Here is a 14958-nt window from a genome sequence, read left to right as displayed (position 1 = left end):
TCGCTGTACATCGCTGGTCGCCTGGCAGAGCCGACCGGGCATAGCCGGCCCGGACGCCGGACTTGACCGTCTTGCCGGGGCGTCGGCATACATGCGAAAGGGCACGGATGCGGAAAACAGTTTACCTCCTATCCGCCGCTTCACTTTGCGGATGCGTGGCGGCGGCACCGCCGCCGGTCGCCGGCCCCGGCGGCAACTCGCTCGTCGAGCCCGTCCCGATCTCGCTGGCGATGGAAGAGATCATCACCGCCGGTGTCCGCCAGCATTTGAAGAATCCTATCGCCGCCAAGTTCGGAACGATGCTCGCCGGCGAGCGCAGGTTAGACGGCCGCCACGAGATCGTGGTGTGCGGCTATGTCGACGACAAGGGCTCTCCAGGCGGCAACGAGCCTTTCATCGGCAAGATCTATCCCGATGCCGAAAACAGCTTCGAGCTCGTCGCGTTAAATGATGTTTCGGTCAGCGGCGCATGCAGGATGGCTGGATTGGCGATGCCGGAGCTGAAGCCCAATTCCTGAATTGGTCGAGCAGCAACATCGTTCGTTTCAAGTCAAGCCGATCAGGCGGATGCGCAATGCTCAAATGCGAGAAAAGGGGCTGCGGACAGCCCTCTTTTCCCGTCGTTGACTTTGCCCAACCTTAGAGGCGGCAGTAGCGCGGGCCGTTGTAGCTCATATAGGTGTCGGTGCGCTCGTCATAGCTGGCGTAGCGGGCGTAGCAGCGGCGGACGTGGATGGAGTCGTAGCCGTCGTCCTCGACATAGACCGTGCGGGGCTGCTGAGCGAGCAGGCTGCCGAGAACGAAACCACCGACGCCGGCGGCAATGCCGATGCCGAGTTCGCGGCGGTGATGATGATCGTGGGCGGCCGAAGGCTGGACGGTGCCGACGAGCGAGCCGGCGGCGACGGTGGTGGCGATGAGGCCGGAAACGATGGTGCGCTTGAACATAACGATCTCCTGTTTCAGTGGAGAGGCGAACCATCCGCCTCTTGATCATGGGTCGCGGCGGACCGGAAAATGGTTCGAAGGTTTTGGAATTTTTTTTCGTCGACGATTCTTCCGGCCTTTTTTCCATTTTGAAGTCCCGGTCGCCGGAATGAAAAAGGGCGGCCCGAGGCCGCCCTTGGAGACGAATGGTCTTCTCGTCAGAGGAAGATGATCACCTTGCCGTGGTGGTGATGCTTGTGATGGTGCCACCACCAGAACTTCTTGTGGTGATGGTGGTGATGATGGTTGTGGTTGCCGTGCGCCGAGGACGTCTCGACCGTGGCGGCAAGCGCGCCGGTGGGCGAGGAAGGCGACCAGGCCTGAGGTAAGGTACGCTTCAACATGATGATCTCCTGGATACTTGATCGAGGCGACCATTCGCCTCTCGGAGATCAGTCGTGGCAGAGCGGCAAAGGTTCGAAGGTTTGAGGGATTAGGCAGTAGAGAGATTGAAGTTTTACTACTGCCTACTGCCTACTGCCTAATCCCCACTCACTCTTTTTACCCCATCCCCGTGACATGCCTCAGCCAGAAGGCAAGCACGATGAAGCCGACGAAAGTGGCGACGCCGGTCCAGTCGATATTAGCCTTCTTCAGATCGCTGATGGCCTTCACCAAAAGAAGCCAAGTCACAACGATGAGTGGCAGGATGATGACGAATCTGATCATGCGGCACCCGTTCGATGCGATTGCACCTGACAAAGATGTAGGAAGCGGCGCGCCACTTTTCACCATGCTGGCAGGGCCACCGCGTCCATTAGCAACCCGAAACGGAGTTTTGTCTTTACTGGCGCACGAAATGTGCTACCGGAGCGTCGTGCCCTTGTAGCTCAGCTGGTAGAGCAGCGGTTTTGTAAACCGAAGGTCGCGGGTTCGATCCCTGCCGGGGGCACCATCCTTCGCTCTTCGAGCTTCGGTGTCAGGCCAAGTTCCCGCAAGCGCGCTATCAACACACTTGTTTGTCCGGTCAGCGTGCGGTCGAGGCCGGTATAGGCCTGGCCGAAGGGGGCTGTCGGGCATTGCGTCGAGTGGTCGGGCTGCTCCCGCTTGTCGTCACCGCCCACCCGGGATGATCAGTCCGCCTACGGAAGGCGAAGCAAAATGAGGACGTTAGACCCAACGGAGATCGGGCATTCAGTCCAAATTGCCGGTTTTCATTATTCCAATATTTTGTGCTGAGGGGAAGGCAGGGGCACATGGCGGAGAAAAGGGCGATTGCAGCCAACGATTGGTCTTGCGCGATGACTGACGAGATCGGACGCGTGGCCTTCGGTATGAACTCGACCGAAGGCGATACGACTTACGTTCTTATGACAATCTTCCAAGCGGCGAAAATGGCGCAGGACCTGCGGTCACCGAAGATGATCGCCCGACATGACATGTGGCCAGGCCAGCCGCAAGGTTCCTAGCGCATGATTGTTGAATTCGTAGGTCCGGCTGGATCAGGCAAAACGACAATTGCGCATGCGCTCCATGAACAGTTGCGGACTCACGGGCACCCTGCCAGGATTGTTCTCACTGACCGGCGGGGGGTTCATCAATCCATAATGGATCCCGGCGGCATTGTAGCTGCGACGGATCGAGTCGTTCGTGCGGCTCTACGCTGGATTGGCATGGCCTGTCGCCCATCCGCAAACGCCGTCGACTTCAGCATTCGCGCAAACTTGCTTCACACATTGCCTCCCAGGAACGTGATCTGGCGCATCAGGCTAAGTCAATACGTTCTCCGCCTTGCCCGCGCATGGCGTAAATCTGTCGCAAGCGAGGAAATTCTTATTTTCGACGAAGCGTTCCTTCAGGCGGTTTCGATGCTCGCCTGTTTCAATGGAACAGTAGATGAGACGTGTCTTGCTCACGCGTTGGACTCTATACCCGAGCCAGACGTGGTGGTTAGAATCAACGCTTGTGAGCAACTCCTCATCGAGCGCCTTGATCGGAGACAGAAGAGCCATAGCTTTGCCGATCGTCTGTTCGAAACTGACTTGAACATAAGGCTGCAGTCGGCCGCTATAGTCGCGCGCGTATGCGAGTTGCTGACGGCGCGGGGGCGGTCGATCATTGACGTCGACGCCAACAATCACCGTCCACTAACGCTGACGATCGATGAAATCGAAGAAGAGATCTTGGCGAGATACAAACGCGGCACGCCTTCGGTCGCCCATCCGCCGGCGGGAAAGCCGGCGCATATCATTCCGCGTTGATTCAGCAGCATCGATCGGTAGAAAACCTTCGTCCTACGATTTGCCGGTCCCAAGCAGCAGGGGCGTTTGCCGGCTGTATGATGTCATCTCTTAGCCTCACTCGTCGTCCATCGGGTCAGCGGCGGCGGCAGCTTGTTTGCCGTTGAAACGACAACTTTCTTGTCCGCTCCTGACATCCTCATACCCCGATCGCCGTCACCAGCACCCCATTCTGCCTTCGTATCGCCGCACGCAGGTCCGGTATCTTCGCCTCGTCGCGCTTCACGAACTCGATGAACATCATGTTCATGTTGTTGAAGATCAGCTCGCCGACCGCCGGTCCGTCTATGTCCGAGCGCACAATGCCAATCTCCTGCAGGCGGACTACGAGGGCACTGATCTGCTTGGTCAGTTCCCTGTCGAGCGCGGTGTAGGCCTGGCCGAAGGGGCTGTCGGGCAGTTGCGTCGAGATCGCCATCGCCTGGCGCCACATCTCCTTGCTGAGATAGTTGAGCGAGTGCTCGATATAGATGCCGATCAGCGTGTCGAGCGCGTCGCCAACATTGGCGGGCGGGCTAGCGACCACCCCTCGCCCGGCATTCAGCACCTCGTTGACCTCCATGGAGACGATGGCGCCGAGAATGTCGCCCTTGTTCTGGTAGTAATTGTAGATGGTGCCGATCGAGACCTCGGCCTGCGCCGCGATCGCCTCGATCTTGGCGCCTTCATAGCCCGCCTCGCGAAACAGCGCTGTGGCCGCATCGATAATGCGGCGGTGCCGCTCCGCCTTCTGCCGTTCGCGCAATCCGCTCATATCGGTCTCTCTGCCACAAATCATAATTGACTCAATTTTGGAATTGGTTCAACTTTTCTTCCAACAAGCCAGCAAGGCAGGGAGAACACTCGATGACCGTCAATGCCCGGACTCCACTTTCCACCCTGAAGTCTCATCTCGCAGCCGCTTGCGCGGCCGCGGCGCTGCTCGTCGCGGCGGGCAGTGCTCAGGCCGCCGATCTCAACGCGCTGATCTGGTGCGATCATTCCGACCCGGCGCTGCTGCAGCCCTTCGAGCAGGCCAACAACGTCAAGGTCAACGTCAAGGAATTCGAAGGCACCGGCGCGGGGCTGGCCATCGTCGAGCAGTCGCAGCCCGGCGACTGGGACGTGATGGTGATCGATAGCATCGACGTGCCGCGTGGCGTCGAGGAAGGCCTGTTCGAACCGCTGCCGGAGGACAAACTGCCCTTCGCCGACCTCTTCCCCGAAGTGAAGATGGACAAGTCAACCATTGTCGATGGCAAGCGTTACGGCATCACCGAGAAATTCGGCTACAACACGATAGGCTTCAACAAGAGCAAGGTCGACCCGGCCGACATGCAGTCGCTGGCCTCGCTCACCAGCGACAAATACAAGGGCAAGGTCGCGATCTACGATTATTACCTGCCGGTGATCGGCATGGCCGCTCTGGCCATCGGCAAGAAGACCGCCGATCTCACCGAGGCTGACCTCCCTGCCCTCAAGGCCGAACTGCTCAAGATGAAGGCCAACGCCAAGCTGGTCGGCGAAGTCACCGCCAGCCAGACCGCGCTTGCAACCGGCGAAGTCGACATATTGGTCGGCGGCGGCGAATGGGTGACGGCGGGCCTTGCCAAGGAAAACCCGGCGCTCGATTTCTCGATCCCGAAGGAAGGCGCGGTGCTGTGGTCGCAGTCGCTCGCCATGTTCAAGGATTCCAAGAACAAGGACATGGCGCTGAAATTCATCCAATACATCCTGAGCCCCGAAGGCCAGGCGCGGCTTGCCACCTCCTCCTGCTATTGGGGCATGCCGTCCAACACCAAGGCGGCGCTGACCGACGAGCAGAAGAAGATCCTGCGCTTCGACGAGCAGCCAGGCTTCCTTGCCCGCGCCCAGGCCTATCCGGCGCCGAACGCCGACCTTGACAAGAAGATGCAGGACATGTGGACCGAGATGCTGCAGGCGCAGTAAATCGATCGATGGCGTTCACAGGAAACAATTCGCGTGCCCTGCCCTGGGCGCTGGTCACGCCGGCGCTGGCGTGGACGCTTTTGTTCTTCGTGCTGCCCTTCATTGCCATGGGGTTTTCCAGCCTCACGGCGCATGAAGGCGGCGGGTTCACTTTCGCCAATTACAGCCAGTTCTTCACCGATCCGTCCTATTGGCGAGCGATGGTGAACTCGCTGGAGGTCACCGCGATCGTCACCGTGATCTCGATCCTGCTTGCCTATCCCTTTGCCTGGATCCTTGCGGAACAGGTGCCGGAACGCTGGCAACGGCTGGCGCTGATGCTGGCCGTGCTGCCGTTCTGGACCTCCTATGTCGTGCGCTCCTATTCCTGGCTGCTGGTGCTGGCGCAGAACGGCGTCGTCAACCGGACGCTGACCGGCATCGGCCTGATCGGCAAGCCGCTGCAGCTTGCCAACACGCGTTTCGCCACCGCCACCGGTTTCGTGCATTTCTTCGTCATGCTTCTGACGCTGACGATCTTCGCCAATCTCAAGCAGCTCAGCCCGAGCTATCGCAAGGCCGCCGCCGATCTCGGCGCGGGGCCGGTGCGCACCTTTTTGCATGTCGTACTGCCGCTCACCTTACCAGGCATCATGGTCGGCGCCTTCCTCACCTTCGTGCTCTGCATCGGCGACTACATCACGCCGCAGATCCTCGGCGGCAACAACGAGCTGGTCATGCCGCAGTTGGTGATGATGCAGATCGGCCGGCGCGGCGATTTTCCGCTGGCCTCGGCGCTGTCGATCATCCTCATGGCGGTGGTGACCATCGCCTATCTCGCCTGCGCACGCTGGCTGAAGATTGAGCGGGCCTGAAGATGCGCGCCGCCGTCCGCCTCGCCGCCTGGGTCTACGCCGTCGCCGTCTACGGCTTTATCTTCCTGCCCGTGGTCGTGCTGGTGCTGTTTTCGCTCCAGGCGACGTCCTTCCCGATCCCGCCTTTCACCGGCCCATCGCTGCGCTGGTATCAGGCGGTTTTGTCCGACACGAGGCTCACCTCGGCGCTGGTCAATTCGCTGCTCGTTGCGGTGCTCTCCTCGCTCGCTTCGGTCGCGCTCGGCTTTCTCTCCGCTTGGGGTTTCGCGCGTTTCGTCCTGCCGGGCTCGGCCTTGCTGCGCGGGCTGATCACGCTGCCGCTCACGGTCAGCTATCTGATTATCGGCATGGGGCTTTTGGTGCTGTTCAACTGGGCCGGCGTGCCGAAATCGCTGCTTGCAGCCGGGATCGGCCATGTGGTGATCAATCTGCCGCTCTGCTTCGCCATCATCTACAGCCAGATGGGCGACCACCAGATCAACATCGAGCGCGCCGCGCGCGATCTGGGCGCCGCCGAATGGAAGGTGCTGCTCATGATCACCGTGCCGGTCATGGCGCCGGCGATCTTCGCCGGCTTCTTCCTGTCGATGACCTTCTCCTGGGACGAGTTCGTCATCTCCTTCCTGCTCACCCGCTTCGAGACGACGCTGCCCGTGGAAATCTGGAACCTCTTGCGTTCCGGCCTCAATCCCAAGACCAATGCCGTCGGCTCGCTGGTCTTTGCCGTCTCCATCGTCCTTGTGGTGTTTTTCGAGCTGACCCTGTTGCGGAGGAAGCCGGCATGAGCGCGCCCTTGGTCGATATCCGCTACGTCTCGCATCGCTTCGGCCAGCTTCCGGTGCTCAAGAACGTCTCGCTCGCCATCGAGCCCGGCAGCTACACGATCCTGCTCGGGCCATCGGGCTCCGGCAAGACGACGCTGCTTTCGATCCTCGGCGGCTTCGTCACGCCCAGCGAAGGTAAGGTCTTCATCCGCGGCGTGGATTGCACCGCCGTGCCGCCGGCCAAACGCCCGACGACGACCGTGTTTCAGGACTATGCGCTGTTTCCGCATATGAGCGTCGGCGGCAATGTCGGTTTCGGGCTGCGCATGCAAGGCGTCGACGGCGCGACGCGGGCGGCGAAGGCGCGCGATGCGTTGGCCCTCGTCGGGCTGGCAGCCGCCTTCGACAAGAAGCCGCATCAGCTCTCCGGCGGCCAGCGCCAGCGTGTGGCGCTGGCTCGTGCGCTGGTCATCGAACCGGCAGTGCTGCTCCTCGACGAGCCGCTCGGCGCGCTCGATCTCAAGCTGCGCCGGCAGATGCAGGACGAGTTGAAGGCGATCCAGAAGCGTGTCGGCACCGCCTTCATCCACGTCACGCACGACCAGGAAGAAGCGATGGCGCTGGCCGACCATTGCGTGGTGATGAATGACGGCCGCATCGAGGACGAAGGCCCGCCCGAGCGTGTCTATGCGCGGCCGGCGACGCGCTTTTCCGCGACCTTCATGGGCGAGAGCACGATTCTTGCCGGCACCGTGGCCGAGGCGAGGAACGGGATCGTCACGGCCTCGACCCCGGTCGGGCCGATTTCACTGCCTGGCGCGTTGACAGCCGGCTCCCCAGTCGCGCTCGCCATCAGACCCGAGCACATTGTCCTCGGCGAAGCGAAGGGCGACGTCGCGCTGGGCATGGCCACGATCGACGATGTCGTCTTCCAGGGCAGTTTCAAGCGCGTGCTGGCCACCTCGACGCTGGATGCCGCGCTGCAATTCATCGCCAAGGCTCCCGCTTCCGCCACCGTTCAGGCAGGCGACACGATCCCGGTTTCATGCGACGCTCAAGACATTATCCTGCTGGCGGACTGATCCATGAGCACGCTTCCAGTCATCGAGGCTCCGGACTGGTATGAAACCATCCGCATGGGCGACGACGTCACGCTCGTCCATGAGCCGTGGATAAAGCCATTCTTCCGCTGCAACATCTGGCATGTGCGCGGGCGCGACCGCGACCTGTTGTTCGATACAGGCCTTGGCCATTTCAGCCTGCGGCGCCATGTGCCGTTGGTGACCGAGCGCAGGCTTACTTGCGTGGCCAGCCACACGCATTTCGACCATATCGGCTGCCACCACGAATTCCCGGACCGCTGCGTGCACTCGGCCGAAGCCGCAATTCTGGCCGATCCGCGCAACGAATGGACGGTGGCGGACCGTTACGCCAATGAAGAGATGTTCGACAGCGCGCCGGAAGGCTGGGACACGGCGCGCTACCGCATCCCGCCCGCGCCAGCCGGCCGGCTGCTCGAGCATGGCGATGTCGTCGACCTCGGCGACCGCGCCTTCGAGGTCATCCACACACCGGGTCATTCGCCGGGCGGCATCGCGCTTTACGAGAAAAAGACCGGCATCCTCTTGTCCGGCGACATCGTCTATGACGGGCCGCTGATCGACGACGTCTACCACTCGGACATCGATGACTATGTCGAGTCTCTGCTTTCCCTGCGCGAGCTCGACGTCTCGGTCGTGCATGGCGGCCATTTTCCGAGCTTCGGCAAGGTGCGCTTCCGGCAACTCATCGACGAATATGTCGCGGGCAGACACAAGCCGGGCTGTCACCTGCAAGGTGGCTGAGCGAGCGGAAAAGCGAGGCCTACAGCGCCCTTTGCGGGCAAGGCATTCCCGTGGCGTCCCCGCAGCGGGAAGCCGTCGGCTGCGGCCGCTGGCTCATCTCTTCCGAATGACGCACGAGTTCGGCGAACATCAGCGCGAAACTTCCCATCATCAGGAAGACTATAATCAGACGCGTTACCGGCAATAGACAGGTCTCTCGACTGGCCAGCCCCCGCCAACCCATCCACTGTCGGCTAACATGATCGATCCGGCTTTACGAGTGTTTAAGCCTCGTCTTAACCATTGCGGCCATCACATTCATGTCGCCCCTGTCATGAAGCGCGATTGTCGGTGTGACCCGCCGGCCTCAGCGCCCTTCACAGATACGGGCAGTGCATGCTACGCCGTCGCCGGCGCGGCCTCCCAGACGGTCGCCCTCCGGGAGCCATGAGCAAAGCCGCCAGCCGTTTCGCCTTCGTCTCTTCCGACACCGACGACGCCCGCGCGGCGCGGGAAAGCCTGTCGGCGCGTTATGGGCAGGTGCCTGTCGCGGAGGCCGAGATCATTGTCGCGCTCGGCGGCGACGGTTTTCTTCTGCAGACGCTGCGCGAGACGATGAGCACGGGCAAGAAGGTCTACGGCATGAACCGTGGCACCATCGGCTTTCTGATGAACGAATATCGCGCCGGCGGACTTGAGGATCGCATCGCCAACGCGGTTGCCGAGACGATCCGGCCGCTGGAAATGGTCGCCGTGACGCATGACGGCGAATCCGTTTCGGCGCCGGCCATCAACGAGGTCGCGCTGTGGCGCCAGTCCTACCAGACCGCGAAGATCCGCATCACCGTCGACGGCCAGGTGCGGCTTGAGGAGCTGAACTGCGACGGCGTGATGATTGCGACGCCTGCCGGCTCCACCGCCTACAATCTGTCGGCGCATGGGCCTATCCTGCCGCTCGACGCGCCGCTGCTGGCGCTAACGCCGGTCAGTCCTTTCCGGCCGCGCCGCTGGCGTGGCGCGCTGCTCTCCAACAAGGCGACGGTGCGCTTCGACATCCTGGAAGCCGAAAAGCGCCCGGTGAATGCCGCCGCCGACCACACCGAGGTCAAGGCGGTGGCCTCCGTCACGGTGCGGGAATCGCCGACAGCGACGGCAACTTTACTCTTCGATCCGAACCATTCCTGGAACGAACGTATCCTTGCCGAGCAGTTCCGCTACTGAGCCGGCGCAACGATATTGTTTCCGATCAATGCATGTCGCTCAATGCATCGAGCAAAGATTTAAAGCGCGTAGCCTGATTCGGTTCGATACGACGCGCCTTAAGCATCGTGAATTAAGGTTACGTCTTCACAATCGCCGGATTCCCGGCTGTTTCTGTTGACAAATCGCGGACTTGCGCCTAACTGCAACCGCGATCTTGCAGGCGCGCGGCGCCTGCCGCAACGCGTGTTGCGATTTTTTTCCGAACCAGCCAAAGACAGCCACCACTTGTCCGCAGACACTCAGACCGCTCAAGAAGCGTTGACATTCTCAGACCTTGGCCTTTCGCCGAAGGTCCTCTCCGCAGTCTCAGATGCCGGCTATACCAAGCCGACTCCGATCCAGGCCGGCGCCATCCCGCATGCGCTGCTCGGCAAGGACGTGCTGGGCATAGCCCAGACGGGAACCGGCAAGACCGCTTCCTTCGTGCTGCCGATGCTGACGCGGCTGGAAAAGGGCCGGGCGCGGGCCCGCATGCCGCGCACGCTCATCCTCGAGCCCACGCGCGAGCTCGCCGCGCAGGTCGAGGAAAACTTCGTCAAATACGGCAAGAACCACAAGCTCAATATCGCGCTTCTGATCGGCGGCGTCTCCTTCGACGAGCAGGACAAGAAGCTCGAGCGCGGCGCCGACGTGCTTATCGCGACGCCCGGCCGTCTGCTCGACCACCGCGAGCGCGGCAAGCTCCTGCTCAACGGCGTCGAGATCCTCGTCATCGACGAGGCCGACCGCATGCTCGACATGGGTTTCATCCCCGATATCGAGCGCATTTGCGAGATGATCCCGTTCACGCGCCAGACGCTGTTCTTCTCGGCGACGATGCCGCCGGAAATTACCAAGCTCACCGAGAAATTCCTGCACGCGCCGGTGCGCGTCGAGGTCTCGCGCGCCGCCTCCACCGCGACCAGCATCACGCAGCGGCTGGTGAAGTCCGGCACGAAGCCGTGGGAGAAGCGCGAGACGCTGCGCAATCTGATGCGGGCCGAAAGCGACGAGCTGAAGAACGCCATCATCTTCTGCAACCGCAAGGTCGAAGTGTCGGAACTGTTCCGCTCGCTCTTGAAGCATGATTTCGATGCCGGCGCGTTGCATGGCGACATGGACCAGCGCGCCCGCATGCAGATGCTCAACAATTTCCGCGACGGCAAGCTGCGCTACCTCGTCGCCTCGGACGTCGCCGCGCGCGGCCTGGACATTCCCGATGTCAGCCACGTCTTCAACTACGACGTGCCGATCCATGCCGAGGACTACGTTCACCGTATCGGCCGCACCGGCCGGGCCGGGCGCTCCGGCAAATCCTTCACCATCGCCACGCGTGCCGACACCAAATATGTCGACGCCATCGAGAGGCTGATCGGAACCAAGATCGAATGGCATGACGGCGACCTTTCGACCGTGACCGAGAGCGAGGGCGAGGATGCGCCCCGCCGTGGCCGCGGCGTGCCGCGCCGGGCCGGCCGCAAGGACGAAGATCGCAAGGACCGGGGCGAGCGCAAGAAGGATCGTCACGCCAAGCGCGACGAGACGCCCGATACCGCGCGCGAAGAGCAGCCGGTCGCCGAAGTGGCCGATATCGCCGAACGCCGCGCCCGCAAGGATGCGATCCGTTCCGAGAACGAGCGCAAGGGATCGGGCAACCGCCACGAGCAGCGCGGCGACGCCCGACCGCAGCGCGACCGCCCCGGCCGCCACCGCCAAGAGGAAGACGACGCGACCGTCGGCTTCGGCGACGACGTGCCAGCCTTCATGCGGATCGTCGCGAAAGTCTGAGCTCCAGACCGGCAGAAGCAGACATGAAAAACGGCCCCGAGCGGGGCCGTTTCGTTTTGCAAGTCCGGCGCGCCCTGCCCTACATTGGCCCGGGCATCATCTTGGTCGGCTTCTCCAGCATGGGGAAATCGGCCTTGTTGCATTTCACGTTCGGGTTGGTCGGGCTGAACATGCCGTTCGGATTGTCACTGAACAGCCAGGCGTGAAGATCGTAATGGACGAACTCCCTCGGAATGAGCGGATAGTGTCCTTCCATCGGTCCCATGAATTTCTGGCCGAACAGGGTCGGAACCTCCTTCGTATCCGGCGTCAGCGGCACCAGCCATTCCACGCCGACCAGTTTCAAGCCTTTCTTGGTCGGCTCATAGATCAGGACATTGGGCTTCATCGGGTCGAGCGGCTTGCCGACGCTCGGCACGTTGACGAAATGGATGCCCATGGCACCCTTCGGATAATACATCGCGCCGTCTATCTTTTCGCCAGCGTAGTGGACGCAGCCGACGGTCGATAAATACAGGTCGCGGACTGCGGCGGTGTAGTCCTCATATTTGGCAAGCGACTTCTTCAGGGCTTCGATATCGGCCTTGTTGGCATCCTCTGCCCGAGCCGTGGCGGCTCCGAGCCATGCGCCCAATAGCCCAGTCAAAATGAGGACGCCGCAGCGCCCGAGGCGAGCTGTTCTTGTCATGCATTCCTCCCAGATTCCCGTGATCTGGCCGTGCAAGACCGGGGCGGCAGATGCTGATTGCGCGGCCGGTTTGGACCGCCCCATCCCCTCTGGAACAGCACGATGGTAGTCCTTTCCCCGGTTCTGGAAAAGCGTCAATTAGAAAATTAGAATAAACTTATATCCTATGACCGGTCTTTGGACCTTGCCCGAACGAAAACGGCCCCGTGTGGGGCCGTTCTGCTTCGATGGGTGGCGCCGCCGGGCGCGATGTCTCTCAGGTGAGCGGCGACAGCTGGATTTCGACGCGCCGGTTCTGTTCGCGGCCCTGAGCCGTCGCATTGGATGCGATCGGGCGTGTCTTGCCGAAACCGGTGACGGCGAAGCGGCGGGAATCGACGCCTTGGCCGGCCAGATAATTGGCGACGGCAAGCGCGCGCCGCTGCGACAGGTCGAAATTGTGCTGGTCACTGCCGGTCGAATCGGTGTGGCCGAAGACATCCACCGTGGTCTGACGGAACTTCTTCAGCACCAGCGCGACCGAATTCAGCACCGGATAGAAGCCCGGCTTCACCGCATCCTGGTCGACATTGAAGGTGATATCGGACGGCATGTTGAGGATGATCTGGTCGCCGCTGCGGGTGACGCTGACGCCGGTGCCTTGCAGCTGGCGGCGAAGCTCGGCCTCGTTCTGGTCCATGGTCGCGCCGATCGCGCCGCCGGCAAGAGCGCCGATGCCGGCGCCGATCAAGGCGTTGCGGCGGTCATTACCGCCAGCAAGCAGACCAAGGCTGGCGCCTGCCAGCGCGCCAAGGCCGGCACCGGCCGCCTTGTTGGAAATCTTCTGGTCGCCGGTATACGGATCGGTGGTGGTGCAGGCGCTCACCAGCACAGCCGTCGCCACGACGACGAGCACGGTCTTCTTCATAAGATTGGTCCCTCTCCAATTCGCGGCCCTTGCGGCCGCGCCAAATCAGCCCTTCCGCAGCCTTGTAGCATGAAATGCGGCGAAAAACGGAACGGGAATGCGGCCGCAAAACACGGTGGTCGTTCCCGCTTCGCCTCTACCACAAATTCTTGCCGTCGATGACCACAACCTCGACCTTGTCCAAGTCGAAATCGTCGAACAGGCGCGAATTGACGCTGATCTTCGGATTGTCAAAATCCGGCTTCCCGGTCGACCAGTCAGGTGTTTCGGTGAAGGTGCCGCAACCGCAAATGGCGCAAAAGCCATGCTTCACGGTCTTCGAGCCCCAGCGATAGAAGGAGACGTTCTCCGGCGGGCTCGTGAGCTTGAATTGCGACGGCACATAGTAGGCCCATAGCGACCCGCGTTTCGAGCAGAACGAGCATGTGCATTGCGTCACTGTCTGCGGCGCCTCGGCAACCTCGAAGGTTGTCGCCTTGCAGTGGCAGCTGCCTTTGATGGTCATAAACTTACCTCTCCCGTTGTCCGCCACGCCCATATTGCTCGGTGGCAAGGCAACATAAAGAAGCCGTCCTGACAACCGTCTGTCAGCAGGGTTGGCAAGCATCTCCTGCCGCGGGTGGAGGTTTGCGCCTCGCCTCCCGCGGCAGGTTCGAGCCTTAATAGGAGGGCGGCGGCACGAACAGACAAATGGTCTTGCCGGCGTCGAGCCCTGCCTGGTGCGCGCACCAGTGGTATTCGCCGTCGGGCGAGTTCTTGATCCTCTTGTCACTGTAGGCCACCACCTCGCCCGTGCCCATTATGACATAGCCTTCCGGCCGCTCGCTGATGGACGACTGCGGCACCTCCTTGCAGTCGAAGTTGGCACAGCATGCAAAGGGGTATTTCCAGCCTTGCGGCATGGCCGCCGTGGGTTGGGCGTCGTGCGCTATGGCCGGAGGCGCCAGCACCGCAATGGCTCCAACAGCGAAGAGGGAAAACAACAGTCGGCCAGCCGGTCGAACGGCTTGGGCCGATCTTGATATGGCAGCAGACATCGAAACGTTCCTTTCGAGCATCAAGCGTTTTCGCTTGCCCGTTCCCGGAACGTATCTTCCCAGCGGCCGGATCGTCAGTCGCAGTTATTGCCGCGTCCGGCCATAAATGCTTCTATCCCACAGCCCGAATGCTGAGCCGATTCCATAGCCAGCGCAAGAAGTGGACGCACCGTGGCGGCGCGCCGAGCTTCAAGCTTCGGCGACGGAAAGATGCGCAGACTTGGCTGGCAAGAACCAGACGGCAGGGCTGCGCCCAGGGTGCCTAAGAACGAAGTTCCGCTGACGGAGGTTCCCGGTGCTCAGGCGTCGACATGTTCACGATATTGCGGCAGATCGTCTGCAATCGTGAACCACGGCGCCTTTGAATCGACGAAGATATGTGCGCTCGGGCGAATGCCTGGATCGTCCAACAACGTCCCCATGGCGACATGGACATAGGCGCCATCGCGGACCAGCGAATAGAGCAGCGAGCCGCATCGGCCGCAATGCGCGTCATGGCCGCTCTCGTCGCCGAAGATCAGCAGTCTGTCCTCGCCGGCGCTGAGACGGAACTTGCCGCGCTCGATGCCGGCGAAGGGTTTGAACGCCGACCCGGTCGTGCGCCGGCAGTTGGAGCAATGGCAGTTGGCGCCGTAAGCGAATTCGTCCGCCACTTCATAGTGGACGGCGCCGCAGAAGCATTTCCCCGCAAGCATCCGA

Annotated in this window: 19 protein-coding genes and 1 tRNA gene; 11 read left to right on the top strand and 9 right to left on the bottom strand. The window is 61.7% G+C overall.

The window, feature by feature from the left end:
- Positions 1 to 62: 62 nt before the first annotated feature.
- Positions 63 to 518: a hypothetical protein gene (locus tag ACVMIM_RS20285; RefSeq protein WP_476114162.1), complete on the top strand. Its 456-nt coding sequence runs from the start codon at positions 63 to 65 to the stop codon at positions 516 to 518.
- 121 nt (positions 519 to 639) lie between these two features.
- Here the strand turns inward: ACVMIM_RS20285 and ACVMIM_RS20280 are convergent, their stop codons facing one another.
- From ACVMIM_RS20280 to ACVMIM_RS20270, 3 genes are all read right to left on the bottom strand, one after another.
- Entirely contained in the window at positions 640 to 948 is a 309-nt protein-coding gene (locus ACVMIM_RS20280) for a BA14K family protein (RefSeq protein WP_040999828.1), read from the bottom strand.
- Between the two features lie 197 nt (positions 949 to 1145).
- Positions 1146 to 1331, bottom strand: coding sequence for a hypothetical protein (locus tag ACVMIM_RS20275; protein WP_476114160.1), 186 nt, complete (start codon positions 1329 to 1331; stop codon positions 1146 to 1148).
- Between the two features lie 157 nt (positions 1332 to 1488).
- Positions 1489 to 1656, bottom strand: coding sequence for a hypothetical protein (locus ACVMIM_RS20270; RefSeq protein WP_476114158.1), 168 nt, complete (start codon positions 1654 to 1656; stop codon positions 1489 to 1491).
- A gap of 150 nt (positions 1657 to 1806) precedes the next feature.
- On the opposite strand from ACVMIM_RS20270, the gene ACVMIM_RS20265 reads away from it, so the two are divergent.
- The 3 genes from ACVMIM_RS20265 to ACVMIM_RS20255 all read left to right on the top strand — a co-directional run bounded on the left by ACVMIM_RS20265 (position 1807) and on the right by ACVMIM_RS20255 (position 3188).
- Positions 1807 to 1882 (top strand) — tRNA-Thr (locus tag ACVMIM_RS20265).
- A gap of 301 nt (positions 1883 to 2183) precedes the next feature.
- On the top strand, positions 2184 to 2396 hold the full coding sequence (locus ACVMIM_RS20260; protein ID WP_476114157.1) for a hypothetical protein: 213 nt from the start codon (positions 2184 to 2186) through the stop codon (positions 2394 to 2396).
- A 282-nt stretch (positions 2397 to 2678) separates the two neighbouring features.
- Positions 2679 to 3188: a hypothetical protein gene (locus ACVMIM_RS20255; protein WP_476114155.1), complete on the top strand. Its 510-nt coding sequence runs from the start codon at positions 2679 to 2681 to the stop codon at positions 3186 to 3188.
- 178 nt (positions 3189 to 3366) lie between these two features.
- On the opposite strand, the gene ACVMIM_RS20250 is transcribed toward ACVMIM_RS20255, so the two are convergent.
- On the bottom strand, positions 3367 to 3981 hold the full coding sequence (locus ACVMIM_RS20250; RefSeq protein WP_476114154.1) for a TetR/AcrR family transcriptional regulator: 615 nt from the start codon (positions 3979 to 3981) through the stop codon (positions 3367 to 3369).
- Positions 3982 to 4073: 92 nt separating this feature from the next.
- Between ACVMIM_RS20250 and ACVMIM_RS20245 the strand changes: the two genes are divergently transcribed.
- The 7 genes from ACVMIM_RS20245 to ACVMIM_RS20215 all read left to right on the top strand — a co-directional run bounded on the left by ACVMIM_RS20245 (position 4074) and on the right by ACVMIM_RS20215 (position 11627).
- Positions 4074 to 5156, top strand: coding sequence for a polyamine ABC transporter substrate-binding protein (locus tag ACVMIM_RS20245; RefSeq protein ID WP_476114152.1), 1083 nt, complete (start codon positions 4074 to 4076; stop codon positions 5154 to 5156).
- Between the two features lie 8 nt (positions 5157 to 5164).
- Positions 5165 to 6010: an ABC transporter permease gene (locus ACVMIM_RS20240; protein WP_476114150.1), complete on the top strand. Its 846-nt coding sequence runs from the start codon at positions 5165 to 5167 to the stop codon at positions 6008 to 6010.
- A 2-nt stretch (positions 6011 to 6012) separates the two neighbouring features.
- Positions 6013 to 6795, top strand: coding sequence for an ABC transporter permease (locus ACVMIM_RS20235; protein ID WP_476114148.1), 783 nt, complete (start codon positions 6013 to 6015; stop codon positions 6793 to 6795).
- Positions 6792 to 7856: an ABC transporter ATP-binding protein gene (locus tag ACVMIM_RS20230; RefSeq protein WP_476114146.1), complete on the top strand. Its 1065-nt coding sequence runs from the start codon at positions 6792 to 6794 to the stop codon at positions 7854 to 7856. The genes ACVMIM_RS20235 and ACVMIM_RS20230 overlap by 4 nt, the downstream gene beginning before the upstream one ends.
- A gap of 3 nt (positions 7857 to 7859) precedes the next feature.
- Complete coding sequence (locus ACVMIM_RS20225; RefSeq protein WP_476114145.1) at positions 7860 to 8618, top strand: MBL fold metallo-hydrolase; 759 nt, start codon at positions 7860 to 7862, stop codon at positions 8616 to 8618.
- Positions 8619 to 9044: 426 nt separating this feature from the next.
- Positions 9045 to 9818: an NAD kinase gene (locus tag ACVMIM_RS20220; protein WP_476114143.1), complete on the top strand. Its 774-nt coding sequence runs from the start codon at positions 9045 to 9047 to the stop codon at positions 9816 to 9818.
- Positions 9819 to 10085: 267 nt separating this feature from the next.
- Positions 10086 to 11627 carry a DEAD/DEAH box helicase gene (locus ACVMIM_RS20215; protein ID WP_476114142.1) on the top strand — a complete coding sequence of 514 codons (1542 nt, stop codon included), beginning with the start codon at positions 10086 to 10088 and terminating at the stop codon, positions 11625 to 11627.
- A 79-nt stretch (positions 11628 to 11706) separates the two neighbouring features.
- On the opposite strand, the gene ACVMIM_RS20210 is transcribed toward ACVMIM_RS20215, so the two are convergent.
- The 5 genes from ACVMIM_RS20210 to ACVMIM_RS20190 all read right to left on the bottom strand — a co-directional run bounded on the left by ACVMIM_RS20210 (position 11707) and on the right by ACVMIM_RS20190 (position 14954).
- Positions 11707 to 12315 (bottom strand): hypothetical protein, encoded by a 609-nt coding sequence (locus ACVMIM_RS20210; RefSeq protein ID WP_476114140.1) that lies wholly within the window; start codon positions 12313 to 12315, stop codon positions 11707 to 11709.
- 256 nt (positions 12316 to 12571) lie between these two features.
- Entirely contained in the window at positions 12572 to 13222 is a 651-nt protein-coding gene (locus tag ACVMIM_RS20205; RefSeq protein WP_476114139.1) for a YiaD family glycine zipper/OmpA-like lipoprotein, read from the bottom strand.
- Positions 13223 to 13358: 136 nt separating this feature from the next.
- Positions 13359 to 13727, bottom strand: a complete 369-nt coding sequence (locus ACVMIM_RS20200) for a GFA family protein (RefSeq protein ID WP_071036034.1) — start codon at positions 13725 to 13727, stop codon at positions 13359 to 13361.
- A gap of 154 nt (positions 13728 to 13881) precedes the next feature.
- Positions 13882 to 14259, bottom strand: a complete 378-nt coding sequence (locus tag ACVMIM_RS20195; protein ID WP_476114137.1) for a hypothetical protein — start codon at positions 14257 to 14259, stop codon at positions 13882 to 13884.
- Positions 14260 to 14558: 299 nt separating this feature from the next.
- Positions 14559 to 14954 (bottom strand): GFA family protein, encoded by a 396-nt coding sequence (locus ACVMIM_RS20190; protein ID WP_476117308.1) that lies wholly within the window; start codon positions 14952 to 14954, stop codon positions 14559 to 14561.
- Positions 14955 to 14958 lie beyond the last annotated feature (4 nt).

Source organism: Mesorhizobium sp. USDA 4413 (assembly GCF_056280365.1).
This window is presented reverse-complemented; position numbering and strand designations above follow the sequence as displayed.

Excerpts from the sequence above, each read along its gene's own strand:
- ACVMIM_RS20245 (WP_476114152.1), top strand. The coding sequence starts at position 4,074 with ATGACCGTCAATGCCCGGACTCCACTTTCCACCCTGAAGTCTCATCTC.
- ACVMIM_RS20250 (WP_476114154.1), bottom strand. The coding sequence starts at position 3,981 with ATGAGCGGATTGCGCGAACGGCAGAAGGCGGAGCGGCACCGCCGCATT.
- ACVMIM_RS20220 (WP_476114143.1), top strand. The coding sequence starts at position 9,045 with ATGAGCAAAGCCGCCAGCCGTTTCGCCTTCGTCTCTTCCGACACCGAC.
- ACVMIM_RS20210 (WP_476114140.1), bottom strand. The coding sequence starts at position 12,315 with ATGACAAGAACAGCTCGCCTCGGGCGCTGCGGCGTCCTCATTTTGACT.
- ACVMIM_RS20270 (WP_476114158.1), bottom strand. The coding sequence starts at position 1,656 with ATGATCAGATTCGTCATCATCCTGCCACTCATCGTTGTGACTTGGCTT.
- ACVMIM_RS20190 (WP_476117308.1), bottom strand. The coding sequence starts at position 14,954 with ATGCTTGCGGGGAAATGCTTCTGCGGCGCCGTCCACTATGAAGTGGCG.
- ACVMIM_RS20225 (WP_476114145.1), top strand. The coding sequence starts at position 7,860 with ATGAGCACGCTTCCAGTCATCGAGGCTCCGGACTGGTATGAAACCATC.
- ACVMIM_RS20275 (WP_476114160.1), bottom strand. The coding sequence starts at position 1,331 with ATGTTGAAGCGTACCTTACCTCAGGCCTGGTCGCCTTCCTCGCCCACC.
- ACVMIM_RS20240 (WP_476114150.1), top strand. The coding sequence starts at position 5,165 with ATGGCGTTCACAGGAAACAATTCGCGTGCCCTGCCCTGGGCGCTGGTC.
- ACVMIM_RS20195 (WP_476114137.1), bottom strand. The coding sequence starts at position 14,259 with ATGTCTGCTGCCATATCAAGATCGGCCCAAGCCGTTCGACCGGCTGGC.
- ACVMIM_RS20205 (WP_476114139.1), bottom strand. The coding sequence starts at position 13,222 with ATGAAGAAGACCGTGCTCGTCGTCGTGGCGACGGCTGTGCTGGTGAGC.
- ACVMIM_RS20235 (WP_476114148.1), top strand. The coding sequence starts at position 6,013 with ATGCGCGCCGCCGTCCGCCTCGCCGCCTGGGTCTACGCCGTCGCCGTC.
- ACVMIM_RS20230 (WP_476114146.1), top strand. The coding sequence starts at position 6,792 with ATGAGCGCGCCCTTGGTCGATATCCGCTACGTCTCGCATCGCTTCGGC.
- ACVMIM_RS20200 (WP_071036034.1), bottom strand. The coding sequence starts at position 13,727 with ATGACCATCAAAGGCAGCTGCCACTGCAAGGCGACAACCTTCGAGGTT.
- ACVMIM_RS20260 (WP_476114157.1), top strand. The coding sequence starts at position 2,184 with ATGGCGGAGAAAAGGGCGATTGCAGCCAACGATTGGTCTTGCGCGATG.
- ACVMIM_RS20280 (WP_040999828.1), bottom strand. The coding sequence starts at position 948 with ATGTTCAAGCGCACCATCGTTTCCGGCCTCATCGCCACCACCGTCGCC.